Origin of the sequence: Mucilaginibacter pankratovii (genome assembly GCF_014773265.1) — a bacterium.
GTDB lineage: Bacteria > Bacteroidota > Bacteroidia > Sphingobacteriales > Sphingobacteriaceae > Mucilaginibacter > Mucilaginibacter pankratovii.
The window spans coordinates 1-23,471 of sequence record NZ_JACWMY010000019.1 but is presented as its reverse complement, the minus strand read 5'-3'; the positions used below and the strand labels follow the sequence as shown (position 1 = coordinate 23,471).

At 46.3% G+C, this 23,471-nt stretch carries 22 protein-coding genes; 10 read left to right on the top strand and 12 right to left on the bottom strand.

Annotated elements, in window-relative coordinates:
• Positions 1–87: 87 nt before the first annotated feature.
• Positions 88–669, bottom strand: coding sequence for a DUF4142 domain-containing protein (locus tag IDJ77_RS26300; protein WP_191191983.1), 582 nt, complete (start codon positions 667–669; stop codon positions 88–90).
• Positions 670–1,068: 399 nt separating this feature from the next.
• On the opposite strand from IDJ77_RS26300, the gene gcvH reads away from it, so the two are divergent.
• The 5 genes from gcvH (at position 1,069) to IDJ77_RS26275 (ending at position 5,098) form a co-directional block, all read left to right on the top strand.
• On the top strand, positions 1,069–1,449 hold the full coding sequence (gene gcvH / locus IDJ77_RS26295) for a glycine cleavage system protein GcvH (RefSeq protein WP_191191982.1): 381 nt from the start codon (positions 1,069–1,071) through the stop codon (positions 1,447–1,449).
• Positions 1,449–1,844 carry a VanZ family protein gene (locus IDJ77_RS26290; RefSeq protein WP_191191981.1) on the top strand — a complete coding sequence of 132 codons (396 nt, stop codon included), beginning with the start codon at positions 1,449–1,451 and terminating at the stop codon, positions 1,842–1,844. Before gcvH ends, IDJ77_RS26290 begins: the two co-directional genes overlap by 1 nt.
• Positions 1,845–2,044: 200 nt before the next feature.
• Positions 2,045–2,260 carry a FeoA family protein gene (locus tag IDJ77_RS26285; RefSeq protein ID WP_191191980.1) on the top strand — a complete coding sequence of 72 codons (216 nt, stop codon included), beginning with the start codon at positions 2,045–2,047 and terminating at the stop codon, positions 2,258–2,260.
• 11 nt (positions 2,261–2,271) lie between these two features.
• On the top strand, positions 2,272–4,383 hold the full coding sequence (gene feoB, locus IDJ77_RS26280) for a ferrous iron transport protein B (protein WP_191191979.1): 2,112 nt from the start codon (positions 2,272–2,274) through the stop codon (positions 4,381–4,383).
• A 91-nt stretch (positions 4,384–4,474) separates the two neighbouring features.
• On the top strand, positions 4,475–5,098 hold the full coding sequence (locus tag IDJ77_RS26275; RefSeq protein WP_191191978.1) for a SprT-like domain-containing protein: 624 nt from the start codon (positions 4,475–4,477) through the stop codon (positions 5,096–5,098).
• Here IDJ77_RS26275 and IDJ77_RS26270 read toward each other — a convergent pair.
• From IDJ77_RS26270 to IDJ77_RS26260, 3 genes are read right to left on the bottom strand one after another with little or no spacing between them, the layout of a single operon-like run.
• Positions 5,041–5,643 (bottom strand): zeta toxin family protein, encoded by a 603-nt coding sequence (locus tag IDJ77_RS26270; RefSeq protein WP_191191977.1) that lies wholly within the window; start codon positions 5,641–5,643, stop codon positions 5,041–5,043. The two genes, IDJ77_RS26275 and IDJ77_RS26270, sit on opposite strands and share 58 nt — an antisense overlap.
• Positions 5,643–5,897 (bottom strand): hypothetical protein, encoded by a 255-nt coding sequence (locus IDJ77_RS26265; RefSeq protein WP_191191976.1) that lies wholly within the window; start codon positions 5,895–5,897, stop codon positions 5,643–5,645. The genes IDJ77_RS26270 and IDJ77_RS26265 overlap by 1 nt, the downstream gene beginning before the upstream one ends.
• 13 nt (positions 5,898–5,910) lie before the next feature.
• Positions 5,911–7,887, bottom strand: coding sequence for an alpha-ketoacid dehydrogenase subunit alpha/beta (locus IDJ77_RS26260; protein ID WP_191191975.1), 1,977 nt, complete (start codon positions 7,885–7,887; stop codon positions 5,911–5,913).
• A gap of 59 nt (positions 7,888–7,946) precedes the next feature.
• On the opposite strand from IDJ77_RS26260, the gene IDJ77_RS26255 reads away from it, so the two are divergent.
• Complete coding sequence (locus IDJ77_RS26255) at positions 7,947–8,801, top strand: DUF4198 domain-containing protein (RefSeq protein ID WP_191191974.1); 855 nt, start codon at positions 7,947–7,949, stop codon at positions 8,799–8,801.
• Positions 8,802–8,982: 181 nt separating this feature from the next.
• Here the strand turns inward: IDJ77_RS26255 and IDJ77_RS26250 are convergent, their stop codons facing one another.
• Together IDJ77_RS26250 and IDJ77_RS26245 are read right to left on the bottom strand one after the other, a co-directional pair.
• Complete coding sequence (locus IDJ77_RS26250; protein WP_191191973.1) at positions 8,983–9,528, bottom strand: dihydrofolate reductase family protein; 546 nt, start codon at positions 9,526–9,528, stop codon at positions 8,983–8,985.
• Complete coding sequence (locus IDJ77_RS26245; RefSeq protein ID WP_191191972.1) at positions 9,528–10,925, bottom strand: LutB/LldF family L-lactate oxidation iron-sulfur protein; 1,398 nt, start codon at positions 10,923–10,925, stop codon at positions 9,528–9,530. The genes IDJ77_RS26250 and IDJ77_RS26245 overlap by 1 nt, the downstream gene beginning before the upstream one ends.
• A gap of 110 nt (positions 10,926–11,035) precedes the next feature.
• Between IDJ77_RS26245 and IDJ77_RS26240 the strand changes: the two genes are divergently transcribed.
• The gene (locus tag IDJ77_RS26240; protein ID WP_191191971.1) at positions 11,036–11,716 is read left to right on the top strand and encodes a hypothetical protein; all 681 of its coding nucleotides are present in this window, start codon (positions 11,036–11,038) and stop codon (positions 11,714–11,716) included.
• On the opposite strand, the gene rimM is transcribed toward IDJ77_RS26240, so the two are convergent.
• Positions 11,717–12,241 carry a ribosome maturation factor RimM gene (gene rimM / locus IDJ77_RS26235; protein WP_191191970.1) on the bottom strand — a complete coding sequence of 175 codons (525 nt, stop codon included), beginning with the start codon at positions 12,239–12,241 and terminating at the stop codon, positions 11,717–11,719. It lies immediately after the preceding gene.
• A gap of 142 nt (positions 12,242–12,383) precedes the next feature.
• The gene (locus IDJ77_RS26230; protein ID WP_191191969.1) at positions 12,384–12,908 is read right to left on the bottom strand and encodes a 30S ribosomal protein S16; all 525 of its coding nucleotides are present in this window, start codon (positions 12,906–12,908) and stop codon (positions 12,384–12,386) included.
• Positions 12,909–13,099: 191 nt separating this feature from the next.
• On the opposite strand from IDJ77_RS26230, the gene IDJ77_RS26225 reads away from it, so the two are divergent.
• Positions 13,100–14,845, top strand: coding sequence for a PAS domain S-box protein (locus tag IDJ77_RS26225; protein WP_191191968.1), 1,746 nt, complete (start codon positions 13,100–13,102; stop codon positions 14,843–14,845).
• An 18-nt stretch (positions 14,846–14,863) separates the two neighbouring features.
• On the opposite strand, the gene IDJ77_RS26220 is transcribed toward IDJ77_RS26225, so the two are convergent.
• Together IDJ77_RS26220 and IDJ77_RS26215 are read right to left on the bottom strand one after the other, a co-directional pair.
• Positions 14,864–15,577: a LytR/AlgR family response regulator transcription factor gene (locus IDJ77_RS26220; protein WP_191191967.1), complete on the bottom strand. Its 714-nt coding sequence runs from the start codon at positions 15,575–15,577 to the stop codon at positions 14,864–14,866.
• A 1-nt stretch (position 15,578) separates the two neighbouring features.
• Complete coding sequence (locus IDJ77_RS26215; protein ID WP_191191966.1) at positions 15,579–16,709, bottom strand: sensor histidine kinase; 1,131 nt, start codon at positions 16,707–16,709, stop codon at positions 15,579–15,581.
• A 219-nt stretch (positions 16,710–16,928) separates the two neighbouring features.
• Here IDJ77_RS26215 and IDJ77_RS26210 point away from each other — a divergent pair, with 219 nt between their 5' ends.
• Both IDJ77_RS26210 and IDJ77_RS26205 read left to right on the top strand, forming a co-directional pair.
• A complete protein-coding gene (locus IDJ77_RS26210; RefSeq protein ID WP_191191965.1) occupies positions 16,929–19,349 on the top strand; it encodes an outer membrane beta-barrel family protein in 2,421 nt (806 codons plus the stop codon).
• A gap of 183 nt (positions 19,350–19,532) precedes the next feature.
• Positions 19,533–21,428 (top strand): SPFH domain-containing protein, encoded by a 1,896-nt coding sequence (locus IDJ77_RS26205; RefSeq protein ID WP_191191964.1) that lies wholly within the window; start codon positions 19,533–19,535, stop codon positions 21,426–21,428.
• Positions 21,429–21,623: 195 nt separating this feature from the next.
• On the opposite strand, the gene IDJ77_RS26200 is transcribed toward IDJ77_RS26205, so the two are convergent.
• Positions 21,624–23,000, bottom strand: a complete 1,377-nt coding sequence (locus IDJ77_RS26200) for a methyltransferase RsmF C-terminal domain-like protein (RefSeq protein ID WP_191191963.1) — start codon at positions 22,998–23,000, stop codon at positions 21,624–21,626.
• Positions 23,001–23,288: 288 nt separating this feature from the next.
• On the bottom strand, positions 23,289–23,471 hold a 183-nt coding region (locus IDJ77_RS27745; protein ID WP_224751245.1), incomplete at its 5' end, for a hypothetical protein.

Below are 23,471 nucleotides of genomic sequence, written 5' to 3'. Positions count from 1 at the left end.
ATTCAATTAAGCGGCCTTATGCAACCATGGCGCACAAAAAAGGGAGAGGCATTTGCCTCTCCCTTTTAAAGTAATATTCAGCAAAAATTATTTCAAGCTTTTTTGAATAGCTTCTATTTTAGCTAAATGTGCTTTTACTACCGGTAATGTTTTGGTAGCAAATGCCATCAGCTCCATATCTTTGCAATTTTTTGAACCATCTTCTAACAAGCTAACGGTTTTTTTATGCCCGTCTACCATGGCATCTACGTATGCTTTATCAAAGTCGGTACCTGTTTTGGCAGAGATATCGGTCATCATTTTTTGATGCTCTTCATCCGGTGCAACAGGCAGCGTAATGTTTTTTGTTTTAGCTATCGCCATTAATTCTTCATTGGCTTTGCTGTGGTCTCCTACCATCATTGCGGCAAATTCTTTTACTTGCGCGTTGGTTGCTTTTTCGGCAGCTACTTTACCCAATGCTACTTCGGCCATGCCGCCATTAGCTACATCGGTTGCAAATTTTGCATCCATTTCATCAACCGCTATCCCGGTGCTGCCGTCGGTGGTGGTGTCTTTAACAGCGTTTACGCTGTCGGCGGTTTCTTTGCTGTCTTTTGCGGCGTTGTTACATGCCTGGAATGATAATGCTGCGAGCGCTATCATTGCTACTAAACTAATCTTTTTCATTTTGTAGGTTATTTTTTGTTTTTATAGTTAACATATTTAACTGCTTTTAGTTTTAAATGAAATAGTATTGTACACTGGAGGGGAAAGAAATAGCACCCAAAGAATCCATTGGACGGCTGCAACCCGTCAAACAGACATCACAGCGTGGCAATTTACTCACCCCGAATGCGCTATCGCTGTTCGGCCCTCTCTTCGCTGCGCGAAAAGAGGGCGAGCTACATTAGAAAGTATAATCATCTTAACCCTCTTTGCGGAGCAGAGAGGGTGGCCCAGCGATAGCGTTGGTCGGGTGAGTCAACTCGCCATTCTGCAATACCCCATCGCTATAATGTTAAAATCGTACGGGTTATTGTTATACCTTAAAGTTTTATTATTTTTGAACACATAAAATAAACAGACATGAATTTTCCTGCCGAATTAAAATATACAAAAGACCACGAGTGGATACGCGTTGAAGGCGATACAGCAACAATTGGTATCACCGAGTTTGCACAAGGTGAATTGGGTGATATTGTTTATGTGGATATCAACACCGTAGGCCAGGATGTTGCCAAAGAAGATGTTTTTGGTACCGTTGAAGCTGTGAAAACAGTATCGGACCTGTTTATGCCGCTCGACGGGAAAATTTTAGAAATAAACCCTCTGCTGGATAGCCAGCCCGAGTTGGTAAACACCGACCCTTATGGCGATGGCTGGATGGTAAAGATAAGTTTAACCAATGCAGCTGATGCAGAAGGCTTATTGTCTGCAGACGACTATGCAAGCTTGGTAGGAGCGTAATGTTAACCCGCATTAAACCATACTGGCCCGCTATTTTGTGGGCCATATTTGTTTTGGTGATATGCAGTGTACCCATGGGGGGTATTGGTTCGTCGCACCTGTTTTTCCCCGGCTTTGATAAGCTGACACATTGCGGGTTGTTTTTTGTGCTGGCGGTATTGTACTGCTACGGCAGCATCCGCAAGTTTAAAACCCGCGAAGTGCGCATTGAAATAGCAATGAAAAACACCATTGTTTTAATTAGCTACGGCGCACTGATAGAAATGCTGCAAATGTACGTGTTTACCTGGCGCAGCGGCGAAGCGGCTGACCTGTTTGCCGATACCGTTGGTGCATGTATGGGCATATTTGGTGTTTTGGTTACATCTAATGCGTTGAATCATGAGAGTATTTAAGTATGTTTTTATAGCGGCTGTGGCGACAGTTATTTTATCTTCCTGCGGCATCTTTAAAAAAGATTGCAACTGCCCCCATTTCGGCATGAAAAAGACTCCCGTTAAAGTTTACAGGGCTTAAACAATCAGCGTCAAAATACCCGCTCATCTTATTTGGATTTAATATAAATAAGCTTACATTTGTGTTCAAATTTACACAGATGACACTTTCGCAACTTGAAGTAGGAGAAACAGGTATAGTAAAGGAATTTACCGATCTGGAGATGTCTGTTAAGCTGATGGAGATGGGTTGCCTGCCCGGCGAAGAAGTAAGGGTATCGCGTATAGCACCGCTTGGCGATCCAATCGCTATCCATGTATCAGGCTATCAATTAAGCCTGCGCAAATTTGAAGCATCAACCATTATTTTGCAGTAGTTGTTTAGTCATTGAAAGCTGATATCAGAGTAGCGCTTGTAGGTAATCCCAATACCGGTAAATCAACACTTTTTAACGCATTAACCGGCTTAAACCAAAAAATAGGAAACTTTCCGGGTGTTACGGTTGATAAAAAGATCGGCTATTCCCAGTTACCGGATGGCCGCAGCGCCGAAATAATAGACCTTCCCGGCACATATAGTTTATACCCCAAAAGCCGCGATGAATCTATCGTATTTTCGGTATTGGCCGAGAAAGCGACCGAACTTACGCCAGACCTGGTTGTAGTTATACTTGATGCTACCAATCTTAAAAGAAACCTTTTACTATACACACAGGTTGCCGATCTGAAGATCCCGGTGATCATTGCCCTCAATATGATAGACCTTGCCAAAAAAGGCGGGGTTGTTATTAATATTGATCTGCTGGCAAAAAAACTGGGTGTGCCTGTGATACCTATCTCAGCAAGAAAGCTGGACGGTATTGCCAATTTAAAAGCTGCCATTTCTTTCGCCAATAAGTTTGCCTTGCAGGAGGGGAGCATAGATGTGAAAGCCATAGCGCCGGATCTGATCGACAGCATTTGCAAGGAAATAGACACCGAAAACCCGTACTTTGCCCTGCAACTGGCGCACCAGCACGAAACCTTAAAATTTTTAACGCCCGCCCAAAGCGACAGGATAGAGGAGCTGGAAAAGGAACATTCCTTTCACTCGCAAAAAGCACAGGCTACGGAAACCATTGCCCGCTATAATTACATCAACGATGTTTTATACGATACGGTAAAAACGCCCGTAACCGCGCAGGACGAAAGCCACAGTAACAAGATAGATAAGGTACTTACCCACCGCGTTTTTGGGTTTGTTATTTTTATGGGGATCTTGTTGTTTATGTTCCAGTCGATATTTGCCTGGTCGGCGTACCCGATGTCGCTTATCGAAGACCTGTTTGTGCTTATCCAGCGCGGCCTGCGCGATGCCTTGCCCACCGGCCCTTTAACGGACCTGCTGATAGACGGCGTAGTTGCCGGCTTAAGCGGCGTACTGGTCTTCATTCCACAGATAGCCATCCTGTTCGCCTTTATATCCATACTGGAAGATACCGGTTACATGGCCCGCGTTACGTTTATGATGGATAAGATCATGCGCAAGGTGGGGCTCAATGGTAAATCGGTAGTGCCGCTGATTGGCGGTTTTGCCTGCGCGGTACCGTCTATCATGAGTACCCGCACCATTGAAAATTGGAAGGACAGGATGATCACCATTATGGTAACACCATTGGTAGCTTGCTCGGCGCGCCTGCCGGTTTATACACTGCTCATCGCCCTGGTGGTGCCCAGTCGTAACGTTTGGTGGATCTTTAATCTGCAAGGGCTCGCGCTTACCGGTATGTATGTGCTTAGCCTGGTATCGGCAGTGATCGTGGCCTGGGTAATGAAGTTTATTTTAAAATCACGCGAACGCGGATACTTCATCATGGAACTGCCTGTGTACCGTATGCCAAGGTGGAACAATGTGCTGTTCTCGATGTACGAACGAGCCAAAACCTTTGTGCTGGAAGCAGGGAAGGTGATCATCGCGGTATCTATTATCCTTTGGGTGCTTTCCTCCTATGGCCCCGGCGACAGGTTTAAAAACATCGAAACAAAATACAGTCAACCCCAATACGCGCAAAGCATGAAACCCCATAGCCTTGCCCGGGTGATCTCTACCGAAAAGTTGGAAAACTCCTACGCGGGTGTTTTAGGTCATACTATCGAGCCTGTGATAAGGCCGCTGGGTTTCGATTGGAAAATTGGGATAGCTTTGATAACATCGTTTGCCGCGCGCGAGGTATTTGTAGGCACCATGGCAACTATCTATAGCGTTGATGGCGATGCCGACCGCATAGACTCGGTACAGCAAAAAATGCGCAACGCTAAAAACCCCGATGGCAGCCCGGTATTTACGCTGGCCGTTGCCTTCTCCTTAATGATGTTCTACGCTTTTGCCATGCAATGCGCCAGCACCGTAGCGGTAGTTTACCGCGAAACCAAAGACTGGCGCTGGCCCGCTACCCAGTTTGTTTACATGACCTTGCTGGCTTATGGGGCAGCGTTTTTGGTGTATAATCTGTTGAAGTAACAAAGAGTTCGCCTCTGTCATCGCTTCCTAACCTTTTGCCTTTCGCCTTTTACTTTCAGCCCAATAAACTATCTTTGAGTAGAGGTAACCATTGGATAAAGTAAAAATTTTAGAAAGATATCTTCCGCCGGATGCGGCACCATTAATTGGGCGCTGGATAGATTACTTTAAATGCGAGTTCAAAATTTCGCGCAACCGCGGAACCAAGTTTGGCGACTACCGCGCCCCTCACGACGGCAAGGGCCACCGTATCTCCGTTAATTTCGATCTGAACCCCTACGCGTTCCTGGTGACCACCGTGCACGAGTTTGCTCACCTGCATACATGGAATGAGCATAAACAAAAAGCAAAGCCACACGGCACCGAGTGGAAAGCTAACTTCAAAAAAATGATGCAGCCCTTCTTCGAGAAGGATGTTTTCCCGCCGGATATTAAGCAGGCCATCGTCAGTTATTTAAATAACCCTGCAGCATCCAGCTGTTCGGATCTGACGCTGTTCCGCTCCCTGCGTAAATACGACGCGCCGAAAGAATCGGTGCATACCGTAGAGAAGCTGCCCATAAAATCCCTGTTCAAACTAAAAGATGGTCGCATCTTCCGTAAGGAAGAAAAGCTGCGCAAGCGCTATAAATGTGTGGAAGTGAGTAGCCGGAGGGTTTATTTATTTAGCCCAGTGGCGGAGGTGGAGTTGTTGGAGGCTAATAGCTCTTTGTAAAATGAATGATTTTTGTGTTTAGGATTGAGCCATAGTAATTTGCCCAAAGCAAAAATGGCGACCCTAGACCGCATTGCCCATGAGTTATCGTACAGATACACTTGGTCAAACAAAGCAATGTTTTTTAGAAGATTAATGCGACTTTTCTCATACCGACGCACTAAATCTTCCCTTGGAACGGCATGACCGGCGGTATCTGTCCGCTCTTTTACTCGTATGATGTTATCTATTATAGATTCCAGCGTTACGTAATAAAGTATTGTCTTATACCCGGCAGATTTCGCAGCAAGAATGTCCCTTATTTCGGAGTTGCCGGAAAATGTCGTTTCGAACGCAAAATCCTTCTTTTGAGCAATTGCAGAATGCCTGGCATCTAATGCGACACGTGCGGCTTTAACATGAAAACGGTAGTCTCCAAATTGATTTAATGCAATCTCGTCCGGATTAATAATTGCAGTTTTAATTCGTTTGTGTTTGATAAGAAAAGAAGTCAAAGTTGTTTTCCCAGAGCCATTAGGTCCACCAACAATAACTAATTCAGGCATTATAAAGAGTTTATAGGCCTTACTGCTTCCTCTAACAATTCGAAATTTTCTGCTAAATATTTCCGAACAATAAACCTTTCGCCATTGGGGTGCTCTTTAACAAAAAACTCGCCTTTTAAGGTTTCGGGGTATTGTTCATCACGATAAAAAATAGGAATGCCTGCTTTAAGCATTTGCTCGGCGCCCCAACCTGCTCCCTCGTCGATGTAACGTTGGTTCGGGTCGAGTTCATAGATTTCTTTTAACGTTAGCATATCACTAAGATAACTAAAATTTCAACAACACCTCCATACATTCCTCCAACCGGGCTTTGGCCAAAAACTGGTCTTCGAGGGCTTTGTTCATGGGGCTGGCAGTATCTAAACTGGCGCAGCGCATTACGGGGGCATCCAGGTATTTGAAGCAGTGCTCGCCGATGTAGGCTGCAATTTCCCCGCCGAAGCCGCTGGTTAGGGTGTCTTCGTGCAGGATCATCACCTTGGATGTTTTCTTTACGGTTTTTATAACCGCTTCTTTATCCCAGGGCTGCAGGCTGCGCAGATCGAGGATCTCGATGGAATGCTCTGGATGTTTTTCAGCGTATTCTATGGCCCAGTGCACACCCATGCCGTAAGTAATAATACTGGCTTTGGTGCCCGGGCGTACAATGTTTGCTTTACCTATTTCTACGTAGTAATCATCATCGGGTACGTTACCCGAGATGCTGCGATATAGGGCTTTATGCTCAAAAAACATTACCGGGTTCGGGTCGTCTATAGCCGCCATCAGCAAACCTTTGGCATCATCGGGGAAAGCGGGGTAAACCACTTTAAGTCCCGGTGTTTTGGTGAACCATGCCTCGTTGGTTTGCGAATGGAATGGCCCTGCACCGGTGCCGCCACCAGCCGGCATACGGATCACCACATCAATTGCCTGCCCCCAGCGATAATAGGTTTTAGCCAGGTTGTTAATGATCTGGTTAAAGCCGCAGGTTACAAAATCGGCAAACTGCATTTCTACAATAGCCTTATAGCCGTTTAACGCCAGGCCCATCGCCGTACCCACAATACCCGATTCGCATATCGGCGTATTGCGAACACGTTCTTTGCCAAACTCTTCCACAAAGCCTTGCGTTATTTTAAAGGCGCCGCCGTATTCGGCAATATCCTGGCCCATGATCACCAGGTTACTATGTTTGCGCATCGCCTGCTTCAGCCCATCGCTTATGGCATCTATGTAGCGCTTATTGGATAAAACTTCGTACGGGGGTTGTTTAGGCATATTATACAACCTGTACATGCCGTCTACCTCGGTTTGCAGATGCGGAATAATATCCGGTTCGCTGAAAACCTTTTCTATTTCGGCATCTATCAGCTTGGTAAATTCATTTCGTAAATAAGGCACCCACTCCGGGCGGAGCACCTGCTCATCCAGCAGGTATTTTTCAAAATTCTCCAGCGGATCCTTCTTCTGCCATTCGGTAAACAGCTCCTGTGGTACATATTTGGTGCCCGATGCCTCTTCGTGCCCGCGCATTCTAAAAGTCATACACTCCAGCAGAACGGGGCGCGGGCGTTCGCGCATATCTTTCGCCAGCTCGTTAATGGTATGGTAAACTTCGAGGATATTATTGCCGTCAATTTTACGCCCTTCAACACCATAGCCAATGGCCCTGTCGGATAACGACTCGCAGCGGTATTGCTCATTAACCGGGGTAGAGAGGCCGTAGCCGTTGTTCTCTATCAGGAAAATTACCGGCAGGTCCCAAACGGCGGCGATGTTAATGGCCTCGTGGAAATCGCCCTCGCTGGTAGCGCCTTCACCGGTATATACTAAGGTTACTTTTTTGCGGGCGCTTAACTTATCAGCCAGTGCAATGCCATCGGCCAGGGCCATTTGCGGGCCCAGGTGCGATATCATCCCGATAATCTTATAATCCTGCGTGCCGAAATGGAAGGAGCGGTCGCGCCCGCGGGTAAAGCCGGAGAGTTTGCCCTGCCATTGCGCCATTAAACGGGAAATGGGGATATTGCGGGCGGTGAATACGCCCAGGTTGCGGTGCATGGGTAAAATGTACTCGTCGGCATCCATGGCCAGGGTACTGCCTACAGCTATTGCTTCTTGCCCAATACCAGAAAACCATTTGCCGATTCTACCCTGCCGTAACAGGATCAGCATTTTCTCTTCAACCAGCCTCGGCAATAATAATTTCTTGTAGAACGTTATTAAACCGTCATTATCGATATGTTTACGGTCGAAAATCATTACCGTAAAGCTAAGAAGTTTTTAAAACTTTGTATGTTTACGCAATCCATCTTTTTGCTATGAAGCACTTTTACGCTATTTTATTTTTTTTGTTTGCCATAATTGGCCTAACCGCCTTTGCGCCCGATAGTTTTTTACTCCCCGAGAGCTTTTACCTGCATAAAGGCGACCAGCTGAATGTACACCTCCTTACCGGTGATAACCTGACGCAGGACGGTGAATACAGGTTCAACTTTAAAAAGACAGCCAAATTCAGCATCTACGAGGGCTCCAAATTAACCGACCTGCTTAAGGTGGCTAAAGATAGCGCCAGCCCCGTGTTAAATTATACCGTAAACGGCAGCGGGATGGTAATGGTTGAAATGAATACCAAGGACGATATCATCGAGCTGCCGCACGAGGATTTTGTGGCTTACCTTACCAAACAGGGCTATGATAATTTAGCCGAGAAAATTAAGGACGACAGCCGCTTAAACCTGGTAGAGAAATACCGCTATTATTTAAAAACCCTGGTTAACGTTGATAATGGCGGCGGCAACGCATACAGTAAACTACTGGGCAACGATCTGGAGATAATACTTAAGCAAAACCCGTACAAAAAAAGCTATGGCGATGATATTACCGCGGCTGTATATTTTAAGGGTAAGCCCTTACAAAACAGCAATGTATTGCTGTACATTAAAACCGCGAGCGGAAACGTACACCCCCAACTACTGGCCACCGATGCTACAGGGCAAATTTACTTTAGCCCGAGCCGCGACGGCATCTACATGATTCGTTGTGTGCATATCGAGGCATCAAAAACCAACGATGCCGATTTTGAGACCTGGTTTGCTACCTACTCCTTCGCTTTTAGTAATCGCGATGAATTGCCAAATACTTATAAAGAATTTGGTTTCGGGGATAAACATTAGTCAGTTTGCAGTGGGCGGTTTGATTCCCTCCGTCATGCCGATTTATTTCGGCACCTCATATGGCAGGTAACCAACGTGCAGATTGAATTAATATAGTGGCGACTTTTATGATGGGGTGCTGAAACAAGTTCAGCATGACGATTTTTGACTTTCAGTAAGATTTAAATGGAATAAAACTGTTCTATAGCAACTTCAGCATCTCCATATCAAATTTTGGACTTAAGGCGTAATGCAGCTGTACCAGGCCGCTGCTGTACACTTGCTGACGTATAAACTGCAGGTTTAACCGCTCCTTTATATTTTCGAACAAGGGCTTGCCCGCACCTAAGATAACAGGGTGGACGGACAACTGCAGCTCTGTTATCCAATTCTTAGCTGCAAACGCCGTAACCAGGCTGGCGCCGCCAAACAGCCAGATGCTTTTACCCTCAGTGTTTAAGATGGTTGCGACAGTTTGCTCAAAATTTGCAGAACTAATAACTTCTACATCTTCGTTTTCGCGTGGTGTCAGCGTATCCGAAAAAACGTACATTTTCTTCCCGGGGAACATGTTAGGCTGTGCGCGGATCATGTCGTAGCTTTTGCGGCCAATAAATATGGCGTCGATGCTCCCGAAGAATTCGGTAAGGCCGTAGTCCTGGTCATCCAGGCACCAATCGTATTCGCCATCTGGTCCTTCAATAAGCCCGTCAAGGCTTACCGCAACGTTCAGGATAACTTTACGCATTAATCTTCCTCGTTTTTTGGGGTTTGGCTGCGCTCTATCCATTGCTTGCTGAACGATTTTTCGGCAACCTCGGGCATATCTTTAAAGTGGCCCCACGAGTTTTTAAAGAATATCCGCAGGATGCGGTTCTTCATTTTGCCGCCAAAAAAATCAGTAAAGTTGCGTTTAAGCATACCCTTTTTCCAGATGGCCCAGCCCCATTTCTCTTTTTTAGGGACGAGGCCCTCATTAACCGCGTCGCGTCGGTTGAGCAGCAGCATTTTATGGATATCAATTTTTACCGGGCAAACACTGGTGCAGGCGCCGCATAAACTGGATGCGTAGCTGAGGTGTTTAAAATCCTCCATCCCGCGCATATGCGGTGTAATAACCGAACCGATGGGGCCGGTGTAAGCGGTTTCGTAAGTATGGCCGCCAATATTTTTATAAACCGGGCAAACGTTTAAACATGCCCCGCAGCGAATGCAGTACAAACCCTGGCGCTGTTCTTTCTGCGCCAGCAGGTTGGTGCGGCCATTATCCAGCAATATCACGTACATTTCTTCGGGGCCGTCGGTTTCGCCGGGTTGGCGCGGGCCACTTAAAATGGAGTTGTAAACGGTGAGGTTTTGCCCCGTACCGTGGGTAGATAGCATGGGCCAAAATAAGTCAAGGTCGGCAATGGATGGGATAATTTTCTCTATCCCCACAATACTGATCTGTATTTTTGGGAAGGTGGTTGTAAGCCTTGCATTCCCCTCATTCTCGCTGATGGCTATACTCCCGGTATCGGCTATCAAAAAATTAGCGCCGGTGATGCCTACATCGGCTTTCAGATATTTTTCGCGCAGCAGTTCACGCGCTTTTTGGGTAAGCTGCTCGGGCGTGGCATCTGCCGGTGTACCAAAACGCTCGTGGAAAAGTTTGGCTATATCCTCCTTGGATAAGTGCATGGCCGGGGTAACAATATGGTATGGGCGCTGGCCCAGCAGTTGTACAATGTATTCGCCCAGGTCGCTCTCTACCGATTCGATATTGTTGCTCTCCAGGAAAGCATTCAGGTGAATTTCTTCCGTCACCATCGATTTGGATTTGATGACGGTTTTGGCCTTTGCTTTGGTAAGGATGTTCAGGATCTCGCGGGTGGCCTCATCGGCATCGTTGGCCCAAATTACTTTGCCGCCTCGTTTTTGAAAGTTGGCTTCAAACTCCGGCAAAAACTTGTCCAGGTTCTCCATCACCTTCCATTTAATGGCATGCCCCTTCTTTTTAGAATTATCGAGGTTGATCATCCGCGAAAGCCCACGTGCTACCGAAACATCATACTTGCCAATGTTATGGTTGATGATGCGCCGGTGGTCCATCTCAAACACTTTCAGCTCCGAAGCCTCTAAAAATTCCTCTGCGGTGTTTCCCATTAATGCGAAATTAAGCAAACCTGATTGGTTTTCAACAAAGGCTCAAAAATAGAACCAAATTATTCTGCAGGGTTGTAATATTATGTATAATATCTGCGTCTTGCTGATATATGAAAACAAGACTACCTGCCCTTATCTTTATAACGCTGCTGATATCGTCGTGCTACAGCGGTGTCTACATAAACAAAACCTATCTTTCAAACAATAGCATCAATGGGAAAACACTGGCCGTTTTGCCAGCCGACGTGTATTACAGCGGTAAGCAGCCAAAGCAGGACGACTGGTATTTGCAGGAGCAAACAGCCAGCCGGGAGTTGCAGGCAGAAGTGGAACAAGCCCTGTTGGATTTTAAAAACAGCCACCCCCGCCGCGACAAACAATACCCCGTAGTAATGATGAGTATGGATACGGTTAATAAACGCCTGCTTACCAAAATGGCCGACCTGCGCACCGCCTGGACAATGCCGGCTGATAGTGTTGGCCGTATGCTTGGCGCCGACCTGGTAATAAAGGTACGTATGGATAGGGAGCGTTTTATGTCGCAAAGCTCAGCCACATGGACTAACATAGGCTTAACCTTATTGAGCTGCGTTTTGCCGGCGGATAGTGAGGGAAACCCGCCTCAGTTTGAATATGCTAAAGCGAACAATTTTGATTACGAGATCGCTCTTATTTCTACAAAAACAGGCGATACCGTATCCCGGTATCGATTTAACCCGAGAAACAGGGAAGATATAACAGGCGTGAATAAAAAGATGGCATCCAAATCGGTGGTGTTTGCCGGGGAGTAGTTACTCCATGTAAATATCCAGCAGGCCTTCGGGCAGGTCAACAGTTACTATGTTCTTCACCCTGTCTATGCCCTGTATAATACTCTCGTTCAGCGGGAACAACACTTCGTTGCCTTTATAGTTAACGGCGGCTATCAGTTGCTGTGGAAATTCGTGGATATCGATGATCTCGCCCAACTTGCCTTCGTAAATATCAACCGCGATAAAGCCTTTAAGGTCTTTAAGGGTAAATTCCTCTTTCCTCTTTTTAGGCTTGGCTTTATTGGGCAGGTAGATATCTTTCCGCACAAGCATTGCCGCTTTTTCGATGGTGTCGATATCCTCCAGGTAAAGATAGGCGCTGTTCTTTTGGTTGTGTTTTATCGATTCAACAAAAAAGGGCACCAGCTTGCCGGCGATATCCAAAAATACCGAAGTGATCTTTATGTTCTCAACGCCGTCGAAATCCATATATAACTGCATCTCGCCTTTTAGCCCTTTGGTTTTCAATACTGTACCTATCCGGAAATAACCTTCTCTATCCATCTTAAAAATTCCTTATTAAATAACAATGGCGAAGAACCTGTTGGTTGCTTCGCCATTGATTAGAATCAAGATTGAAAGAATCATGAATCAAGATTTTTCTGTCTTGTCTCTTGCTTCTTGTGCTCTTGCCTCTTTAAAATAATTATTCAGCGCTTTCTGTTTCAGTAGCGTCAGCAGCCGGAGCTTCTTCTGCTACTTCTTCGGCAGGTGGCGTGTTTTTAGCAGCAATAGCAGCGGCTTTATCATCTTTCTTTTTAGCTTCAGCAATTAAAGCCAATTTGCGGGCTTCGTCTTTTGCAGCGTTAAGATTTGATTTTTTACCGGTGATCTTGCTATCTTTCTGGTCCAACCATTCAGCAAATTTGGTTTCTGCTTGTTCTGCAGTTAATGCACCTTTTTTTACACCGCCTTCTAAGTGTTTTTTGTATAAAACACCTTTGTAAGAAAGTATTGCACGGCAAGTGTCTGTTGGCTGTGCGCCGTTGTTAACCCACTCAAGAGTTTTTTCGAAATTGATGTCGATAGTAGCCGGGTTAGTGTTAGGGTTGTATGAACCTACACGCTCGATGAAACGGCCGTCGCGTGGTGCGCGGGCGTCTGCTACTACAATGTAGTAAAAAGGTTTTCCTTTTTTACCGTGTCTTTGCAGTCTGATCTTAGTTGCCATTTTTTATTGTTATGTATTCAACATTGTCCCCGGAGTCTGTTCTGCGGGGATGCAAAGGTAAATAAATTTATAATAAATTAAAAGCCTTATTATTAATTGAATATAATACACAAATTAGTGCTAAATAGCTGATGGAATAACATTTAGTGTTTAAAATGTTATAACTTTATAATTGGACCTCATTATCACGTATGCAAACAAGCGTTTTGCCTGTAATAAGCGAATGTGTTATAGCATTTAACCTGCAGCTGCAACAGTATATTACTATCGGCGTAGGGATAAGTATGCTTTCGGGATATAACGAAAACGAGGTGCCCACATCGGCTGATTTTTGGCACACGATGGTACACCCGAAAGACGTTTGTAAGCTGCGCGAAGCCTTAAATGAGCTTTCGGAAGATATGCCGGTTGAAGTGAGTTACCGCATTGTGCCCGGCAACGGAGCGCAGGAGCATCATATAACCGAGAGGCGAAGCATTTACACAGATATCATTACCGGCCATCAAATTGTTTTAAGCGTACTTAAAGAATATGCTCCACCAGAAACGATTGTAGAAGATGTGGTCTCCGGCAATGAACTTAAACGCGAACAGTTTTTACAGTCGCTGATAAATTCTCAGACTAATTTCCTGGTTCGCCTGGATAATGCGGGCCGTTTTACATTTGTAAATAAACGTTATTGCGATGTTTTCGGATATACCGAAAAAGACTTGATCGGACAGCATTTTGTTATTAATACTGCGCCCGAGGATATGGAGCGTTGCCAACGGGCTTTCGAAGAGTGCCTTGCCAGCCCTGGTAAAATAATACCGTTGCTGCGGGAAAAACTGGATAAAGCAGGAGAACGCCATCCAACCGAATGGGAGTTTATATCTATTATAAACGAGAAGGGTGATGTGAGCGAGATCCAGGGCGTAGGGCAGGATATCAGCCAAAAACTAAAGAGCGAAGACAAAGCAAAGCGCACGGCAGCACAATTGAATAATTTTATTGAGAGCATCACCGATTCATTCCTCATTTTAGATACAGAATGGCGTTTTATTAAAACCAATGAAGCGTTTCGAATTGTAGCGCACCAGACAAATGAACAGCTTATCGGCAATAATATCTGGCAGATCTTTCCAACGCTGAAGGGGCGGCTAACAGAAGAAATGCTGAAGCGTGCGATGGAAACTCAGGAAACGCTGAAGTTTACCGAGTATTTCGCCCGCCCTAACTTGTGGTTCCGTGTAGCTGCTTATCCATCTGCCGAAGGTTTAACTGTTTTTGTTAAAAACATAACCAGGCAAAAAGTTGCTGAAGAGGAATTAAACTGGGCGCGCAGCAACCTGGAAGCGCTTATTAATAATACCGACGACCTGATCTGGTCTTTAGATAAAAATAACCGCTATGTTTATTTCAACGCATCGTATCGCGATGTGGTTTATGGAGAAACAGGCATTGTGCCGATTAACGGCAATGAGGTTATTGTTTACGGCCCTGATGAAACTATAGCGATATGGAACGAATATTACCGCCGGGCACTTAGTGGCGAGCGGTATACCGTTATATATGAGAATACACACTCGGGGCCGGGCGAGCCTTTATATTTTGAGGTGAGCTTTAATCCTATATATAATGATGCAAAGGAAATTGTGGGTACAGGCTGCTTTGCAAGAGAAATAACGGCGCGTTTACGAAACGAAAGGGAGATTGTTGCCCAAAACGAACGTCTGCGCCAGATAGCCTCCCTAAGCTCGCACGAATTGCGCCGCCCGGTGGCCAGTATGCTCGGGCTTATCAATGTGATAGATTTTGACGACTTCGGCAGCCAGGAGAATAAAGAAGCCATTGATCTTTTACTGGTAGTGGGTAACGAGATCGATGAGGTTATCCGCGCCATTGTAGATAATACTTTTACGGGAGAAGGGCCCTGCGCGCCAGAAGAAGCTAAATAGATGTGTTGCACATGGGGCCTATTTTTTATCCCAAAGCCGCTTGGATACTACCTGTTCTATCACTTGGTCGCGGTAAGTGCGGCTGATGGGGATGCGGCTGCTGCCGATAAATAATTCGCCTCCTTCAATACCGTCTATCTTGCTTATAGCAGCAATAAAAGATTTATGCACCCTGATAAAGGCGTTCTCTGCCATTTTTTCTTCCAGGTTTTTGAGTGAAAGCATGGTTACGTATTTACCCCGTGTGCTGTAAATGGTTACATAGTTTTGCATGCCTTCTACGTACAGGATCTCGTCAAATAAAACCTTTTCGTATTTGCTGCCGCATTTAATAAAAAAATAGTTTTCGGCAGGTTTTGCGGGGTCGGGGGTAAGCAATTTATGATAGTCCCTTGCTTTTGCCGCCGCTTTAAAAAAACGTTCGAAGGTAACGGGCTTCAGCAGGTAATCGAGCACGTTAAGCTGGAATCCTTCCAAAGCATAAGAAGGGTAGGCGGTGGTAATAACTACCATCGGCGGCTTTTGCAGTATCTTCAGAAATTCGATGCCATTCATTTTAGGCATCTGGATGTCCAGGAAGATCAGGTCGGCGGCACCACGATCTATCAGCGGGAGCAATTCGAGCGGGTTCTCGCACACGCCGGCGAGGCTCAGGAAATCTACCTCCCTTACATAGCTTGCCAAACCTTCCCTGGCCAGGGGCTCATCGTCTATAATTACGCAGTTAATCATGTTAGCCGGCTATTAATTGTGTTGATGGAGCGGTTTCCACCTGCATCAGTTGTAATTCCAATTTTACGCTAAAACGCTCCGGACTTTGCTCAATATCCAAAAGATAAGCCGCGGGGTAGATCAGATCGAGCCGGCGCCTTACATTTTGCAGGCCAATGCCGCCATAATTGATCACCTCGGCCGATCCGTTTGCCGAAGCACTGTTCGCAACGCTGAATTGGAGTTGCGTACCTTTTACTTTTAGTGATATACTGATCCGGTTTGAGCGGTCTTTATCTTTAGATACGTGCTTAAAGGCATTTTCTACAAAGGTCATCAGGATAAATGGGGAGATGCGGGCATCGGGAGGATAGGTGTGTTCCAAGTCGAACTCTACAATAAGGCTTTCATTTTGGCGGAGTTTTTCCAGTTCGATAAAGTTCTCCAGGTAAGCGATCTCCTTACTTAATGGGATGAGGTGATCGTTGCATTCATAAAGCTGGTGCCGCAATAGCTCCGAGAACTTGGCAAGCGAGGCCGAAGCCATATCCGGGTTTTTATGGATCAAAAAGAAAATGGAATTGATGCTGTTGAACAGGAAGTGCGGGTTAAACTGATATTTGAGGAACTTCAATTCCGTTTCCAGCTTTTCTTTTTCCAACGCCTGCTGCCGTCTTTGGCCTTCTATCCAATTTTTGGTGAGCTTAATGCTCATGGCTAACGTAATGGCGGCTATGGTGGATTTCAAAGGTTCCGATTTCGCCTGGTGATAGTAACCGTTCCAGTCGCTGGTGATGCCAAACATCTTTTCGGCATTGCTGCCGGCCAGCCAGGCGCTGAGGTAATAGCCCGGCACGATAAGCAAAGACGAGGCGATGATAGCCAGGGCCAGGAAAAGAATATACCAACCGTAACGCCCTTTTTGCAGGTAACGCGGGATAAGAAAATACAAGTTGAAATATACCGCGAACGCAGGGAAGATCACATAAAAGAAACTTTTGACGAAGAAGACAGAAAAAAATATTTCCTGTGCGGCCCGGTATGGGCTGTCTATTGCCAGTGCCCAAAACACGTAGTTATACAACATCCAGAAAGGAATGTGATAAAGCTTGTATTTAAACAGCCAGTTTTGTTGCCTGGTAATGGATGCCATGATGGTTAAAGTTACAGCTATTGCATTAATAAACACAGGCAGGTAGTTTAACTGCCGGTTTTAATTGACGAAATGCCTCCGGCAAAGGATAAGCTGCAAATTGCAGTTTGCACGCTGCTCAAACTGGTGCTTTTGGCATTTAACTGCCGCTTGTCAATTAGCTGTTACCGTTCATCAATTCCATTTTTCGCAGGCTTCCGGCAAAGGTTTTTTTGCAGCATGAAAACTTTATCCACCCTGCTTATTGCAATGCTTTTTAATTTATCTGCCCATAGCCAAATCAGCGGTAAGCTGGTTTCGACAGGAGGCGAGGCTGTCGGCTTTGCTACGGTGTCGATCCTGAAAAACCCGGATAGTTCTGCCGTTCGTTCCGTTTTGTCTGATGAAAGCGGAAACTTTGTTTTAAACGGTCTACCAAACGGGAATTATATTTTAAAAGTGAGCAGCCTTGGTTATGCTACCTGGTTTTCGCATTCTTTTGTGCTCAATGCCGCACAACCCAACTATAATGCAGGGATAATTATATTAACTGCTGCCAGCAAACAACTGGGCGAAGTGCTTATCCGCGCAAGAAAACCGCTGGTGCAGCAGCTTGCCGGCGGGCTGCAGGTGAACGTACAAAGCAGCCTGATGGCCAAAGGCAGTTCCGTTTTACAGGTATTGCAACGTTCGCCCGGTGTGGTGATCGATCCGCAACATAGCGGGATAAGTCTTAACGGTAAAAGCGGGGTAATGGTAATGCTGGATGGTAAACTGCTGCGACTTACCACCGCACAGGTATCGGCCCTGCTAAACGGCATGTCGGCAGATGATGTTGACAAGATAGAACTGTTAAGCACGCCGCCCGCCCGGTACGATGCAGACGGCAACGCAGGCCTTATTAATATAGTAAGCAAAAAGAATAAAAAGACGGGTACCAGCGGCTCGGTATCCGCATCTGCCGGGTATGGTAAAGGGGAGAAAGGGTCTACAGACCTCAACCTCAATCATAACAGTAGAAAGTGGAGCCAGCGGCTTTCCTATAGCTACTACCGCAGCCGCAGCTATGCACTGCTGCAGGCCGAAGGCACCGAGAACGTGGGGATTATTGGCGGGCAAACCGCTTTTCATTATAATGGAGAAAGTAAACCCCTTTCTAATTACCATGGTTTTGGCGGTGGGTTGGATTTTCGCCCCGATTCTGCAATTACCATAGGTGGTAGTGTTTACTACGATATCACTATCGACCAAAACAACAACCATAACTTTGGCAATTACCTGCTGCCCGATACCAACCTGGTTTTCGACTCGCAACTGGCGGGCAATAATCATACGCGCTACCTGCATCCCAGCCTTTATTTGGAACAAAATATAAGCAAGGATCAAAAACTAAACATCGACCTGGATTATTTCAGCCACAACAGCAACGGCCTAACGCAGATACAAAGTAATTTTAGTAACAGCCTGTTTGGAGAAATTCAACGTAATGTGGCCAATGCCAATATCAAAGTTGGTGTAGTCAAATTAGATTATACCAATACCTTCAGCAAACAGCTGAGGCTGGAAAGCGGTTTGAAAAGCACCTACACCCGTAGCCGAAGCACTGCAGGCATTGAAAAACTGGTGGGAGATAAATGGGTAAACATTGGCGCGGGCACCTCCAACGATTTAGGTACAAAAGAATTTATTGGCGCTGCTTATACCATTATAAACTGGCAGCCCGATAGCCTTTTTAATATATCTGCCGGTGCCAGGTACGAGTATTCGCGCAACAGTACCGATCAATCGCTTAACGCCGCTTACTTGATAGATCGCCGCTTGAGCAAGCTCTTCCCGAGCGTTTTTCTTACACGCAAGCTTAATACCAGCGATGAGTTGCAGTTATCGTACACCGAACGTGTCACCCGGCCTTCCTTTGCCGATCTGGCTTCGTATGTTTCCTACAACGACCCGGTTTCTGTATTCACAGGTAACCCGGGCCTTAAACCCACCATCACCCATAACCTAAAACTGGCCTTTAACAGGGGCGATTATTTATTTGCCCTTATGTACAGCAGGGATATCAATCCCATTTTGGGTACGCAAATTATGCCCGGCCCTACCGCCGGCCTGGTTTACCTCATCCCCGAAAATGCCGACCTGCAAAATAACATCACCTTCCAGGCAACTATTCCTATAAAAGCAACGCCATGGTGGGAGATGAGTTACGGCTTCCTGGGCGGCGTACACCACTATGAGATCAGTTATTTTCCGCAGCTGCTAAAGAAAACTTATTTCGGCTATAATTTGAATTTTACCGAAAGCTTTAAGCTGCCCCGCAATTATGCGCTGGAGTTGTCGGGATACTACAATTCATCGGCCTATGATAGTAACTACCGTTCAGCCGGTAACGGCGTGGTTAACTTTGGGTTTAAAAAGGAGCTTTCCGGCCAAAGCGGTACCCTGCAACTCAGTGTATCTGATGTTTTTAGTACCGCAATTTATCGCGGCCAAATGGGGCTGCTCACTACCGATGCCTTTAATTCTAAAGTAAGGGTAAATTACAACCCCGAATCGCGTAGCTTTCCTATCATCAAACTATCTTATTCCCGCTCGCTGGGCAGCAATAACAAAGCATCCCGCAAAAACAGCGGTACGAATGACGAGCAAAAGCGTCTTTAAGGCCGGAAAGAAAGGATAAGCCGTGGCAGATAACTTATCTAAAAAATAATTTCATAGTTTTTTGTAACAACAATAAACCTGCGGAATCATATTAAACGCTATACAGCCAAGGTCTCATAAAGCTGTAAGTTATTGTGAGGAACCCGCACCTTAAGGGCTCCGGTAAATTAATCAAAAAACAAAATGTCTGATTCTATTCCAATTCTCCAATTCTGGTGGGTGCTGCCGCTGTGTGCCGCCCTTTTTATGTACAAATTTGTACTGCAGGTTTTTTTTGGTATGATCATCGTTCCTGATGACCGTATTGGTTTGGTTGTTAAAAAGTTTACCCTCTATGGGGACAAGCGGCTGCCGGATGGCCGTATCATCGCTGTAAATGGCGAAGCCGGTATGCAGGGAAAGCCGCTTGCCCCTGGTTTGTACTGGCGCATGTGGCCCTGGCAGTACACCATTACCATGGAGCAGTTCACCGTTATCCCGCAGGATAAGCTGGGGCTGGTAAAAGCAAAGGACGGCGCACCAATGGATAGCGGTCGTGTGCTGGGTAAACCTGTACCCTGCGATAAGTTCCAGGATTCGCAGGCTTTCCTGGAAAACAATGGGCAAAAAGGCCCGCAAGCTGCGTTCTTAACGCCGGGTAGTTACCGTATCAACACTTTCCTGTTCGAGATAGACATGGTGCCTATCACCCGGATACAGGAGAACAAAGTAGGTATTGTTACCACGTTAGATGGCGAACCGCTTGAAAAAGGTGACATTGCCGGTGGCTCGGTTGCGGGGCACCGTAACTACCAGGACCCGATGGCCTTTATACAGGCCGGCGGTCGCAAAGGCTTGCAGGAAGATGTGATACTGGCCGGTACCTACTACCTTAACCCATGGTTTGCCGTGGTAGAACAGGTGGAGATGATCCACATCCACATTGGTTACGTGGGCGTAGTAAACTCCTTCGTTGGTCCCGAAGGTAAAGACACCAGCGGCGTGGGCTTTACCCATGGTAACATCGTGAAGAAATATGATAAAGGTGTTTGGGACGAGCCACTTGACCCAGGTAAGCACCCCGTAAACATTTACACCCACTCGGTAGAAATTGTGCCTACCACCAACATCGTGCTCAACTGGGCAAACAGCCGCACCGAATCGCACGAGCTGGATAAGCATCTGTGTACCATCAGCGTAAGGTCGCACGATGGTTTTACGTTCAATTTGGACGTATCGCAGATCATCCACATACCGCGTAACGATGCACCAAAGGTGATAGCCCGTTTCGGTAATATGAAAAACCTGGTATCGCAGGTGCTGGAACCCACCATCGCCAACTACTTCCGTAACTCGGCACAAAAAAGTGGTGTGATAGAGTTCTTAACCAACCGGTCCGACAGGCAGGAAGACGCCCGTGCGCAGATAGGAAAGGTGCTTGGCGAGTACAACGTAGAAGGCGTGGATACGCTGATAGGCGACATTGTACCTCCGGAAGCTTTAATGCGTACCCTTACCGACCGTAAAATAGCCGAGCAAGAACGCGTTACTTACGAAATACAAAAAAGCGCCCAGATAGAGCGTAAGGAATTTGAAAGCGCCAAAGCCGGCGCCGATATGCAGCCTGAGGTTGTAAAATCTACCCGACAGGTAGAGATAAACACCCAGATGGCTGCATCTAAAGTTGCTGCCGCGAGGGGTGATGCCGAATCGAGGGTGATCAACGCTAAAGCGGATGCGGAAAATAAAACCATTATTGCCCGCGCCGATGCCGAAGCCAAAACCATCAATGCCAAAGCCGATGCAGCCGCTACCGAAGTGAACGGTAATGCCGATGCCGGTAAAATTAAAGCAATAGGTTTGGCCGAAGCCGAAGTTACCAAACAAAAAACCGAAGCCATGGGTACCGAACAATACGCCATAGTGCGCGTAGCCGAAACCCTGGCCATGAACGGGATCAAGTTAGTGCCAGAGATACTGATAAACGGCCAGAACGGTGGTGGTAACGGTATGATAGATGCACTGATAGGTAACGAAATGCTAAAAAAGCTGCAACGCGAAGCTAAAATTGATGTTACACCCAGCCATGATGCAGAATAATTAAAGTATCACCTGGATTATTTGGAGGAGGCACAGGAAACTGTGCCTCCTTTTTTGTAACAAGCGCCGTCGCCCACCACGTCATTGCGCGGTACGAAGCAATCTCCCGGAATGCAGAGCGTTTATACAAAGCTTAGAGATTGCTTCGTGCCTCGCAATGACGCAGTGGTTAAGCTAACTGCCCACCGCAAACTGCTAACTGATTTGCTGTGTCATTATCCTTATCTCCTTCGGATAATAATTGTTGATGCGGTTCGGCAGCAATTTCGCCCAGCCCAAAGCAAGGCCCTCGTATTCCATCAGGCTCCAGCCTTTATCATTTACGGCAATATCTATATTATCGCGGCGCAGGTATTGGATGGCCTGGTCCTTATTTAAAGAAGTAGATAAAACTGCATCCTTGTTAATAAGCAGGCTCAGGGCCAGTTCATGGTCGGGGATCAGGTCGCGGCCGGCCAGTTTACCAATCCGCACACCCGATTTTTTGATGTACAGCTGCCGGTGCAGCATGTTCAGGCTTTCCTTGTGTTCGCGGTTAATGGCCAGCCAGTCGTCGGCTACTTTAAAGTAGTAGAAATCGTCGGGCTCGTTTACATAGCTGCGCACAATATCCAGCTCGGCGGCGGCCAGTTTCTGGTGGGCGTTGTTCTTATAGTTACTTGCGCCACCGGTACTTTCCTTTTTGCGCAGGCAGGCGGCAAACAAGCCCTCGCCCATAACCTTGCCCGGGTAAAAGCGGTAGCCCCATGCCTTTTGCAGCGGCGACTCGGTTTCCACAATTCCCCACTCCTTATATATAGGTATACGAATGCTCTCCATATTAAATTCCGCACATAGCCAATCCAGTATATCCTCGTTCTCCTGGTGCGAATAACTGCAGGTACTATATATAAGGTATCCATCCTCTTTTATGGCGGGGTAAATATCAGCCAGGATGCGTTCCTGCCGCTGGTGGCATAGGTTTACGTTGGCTTCGCTCCACTCGTTCATGGCGGCGGGGTCTTTGCGGAACATGCCCGAGCCCGAGCAGGGCGCATCAACGAGCACCACATCAAAAAAACCTTTAAGCGAAGTAAAGTCCCGCGGGTCGTTATTGGTGACGATGGTGTTGGATGTTCCCCAGCGGCTCAGGTTATCCGTTAATATAGGTACACGCGTTTTAATGATCTCGTTTGCCACCAGCAGGTCGGTGCTTTGCAAAGCCGAATTAAGCAGCGTGCTTTTACCACCCGGGGCAGCGCAAAGGTCCAGCACCTTAATAGTATCTTCTTTTTCGGAGCGAATGGTTTTCAGCATATGATCGATAAACATAGATGATGCCTCCTGTACATAATAAGCACCCGCGTGGAAGGATGGGTCGAAAGTAAAGGAGGGGCGGGTATCCAGGTAATGGCCATCGGCGCACCAGGGCACTTGTTTATCCGTTTTTATGCCCGAAGGCTTAAAAGGGTTCAATCTTATCGAAGTAATTTGTGCGCCGGATTGATGCGCTTCAACAAAATTTGCCTTATCAAAGCCCGGTTCGGCGTTTAATTGCTCTAAAAAATGCGGCGGAAAAGAAGGTGTATCCATATCTATTTCAAACTTACGGAAAAAAAACCGCGCCCATTTTGTGTTTTTGGGCAGAATTGTTGGCTGCTGAGAGGTTGCTCCGCGCGTTTTAAAAATGGGGATGATAGGTAATGAGAGCCGGATACAAGAGTCATGGTAGCTATTGCACACAATATGGGTTGTAGCTTGTAATTAATTTTCAGGCAGTTAGGATATTGTTTTAATTATTTGAAAATTCTTTTGGGACGATAGCATGTTTCTCCTTACATTTGTATCCGCTCAAACGAAAGGGGCGTTGTTTTTTGAACATCAGGCAGATAGAAAAAAGTTAAAGAAAAGTGAATATTTCACTTGACAAAAACCAAAATAATCTGCACCTTTGCAGCCCGCCAAATCAGTAATGAAGCGGGTGTTGAAAAGGGGAAAAAGCGAACGGAAAATTAAAAAAATAAAGTTTGCGAAATAGAAAAGGTTTTCTACCTTTGCAGTCCC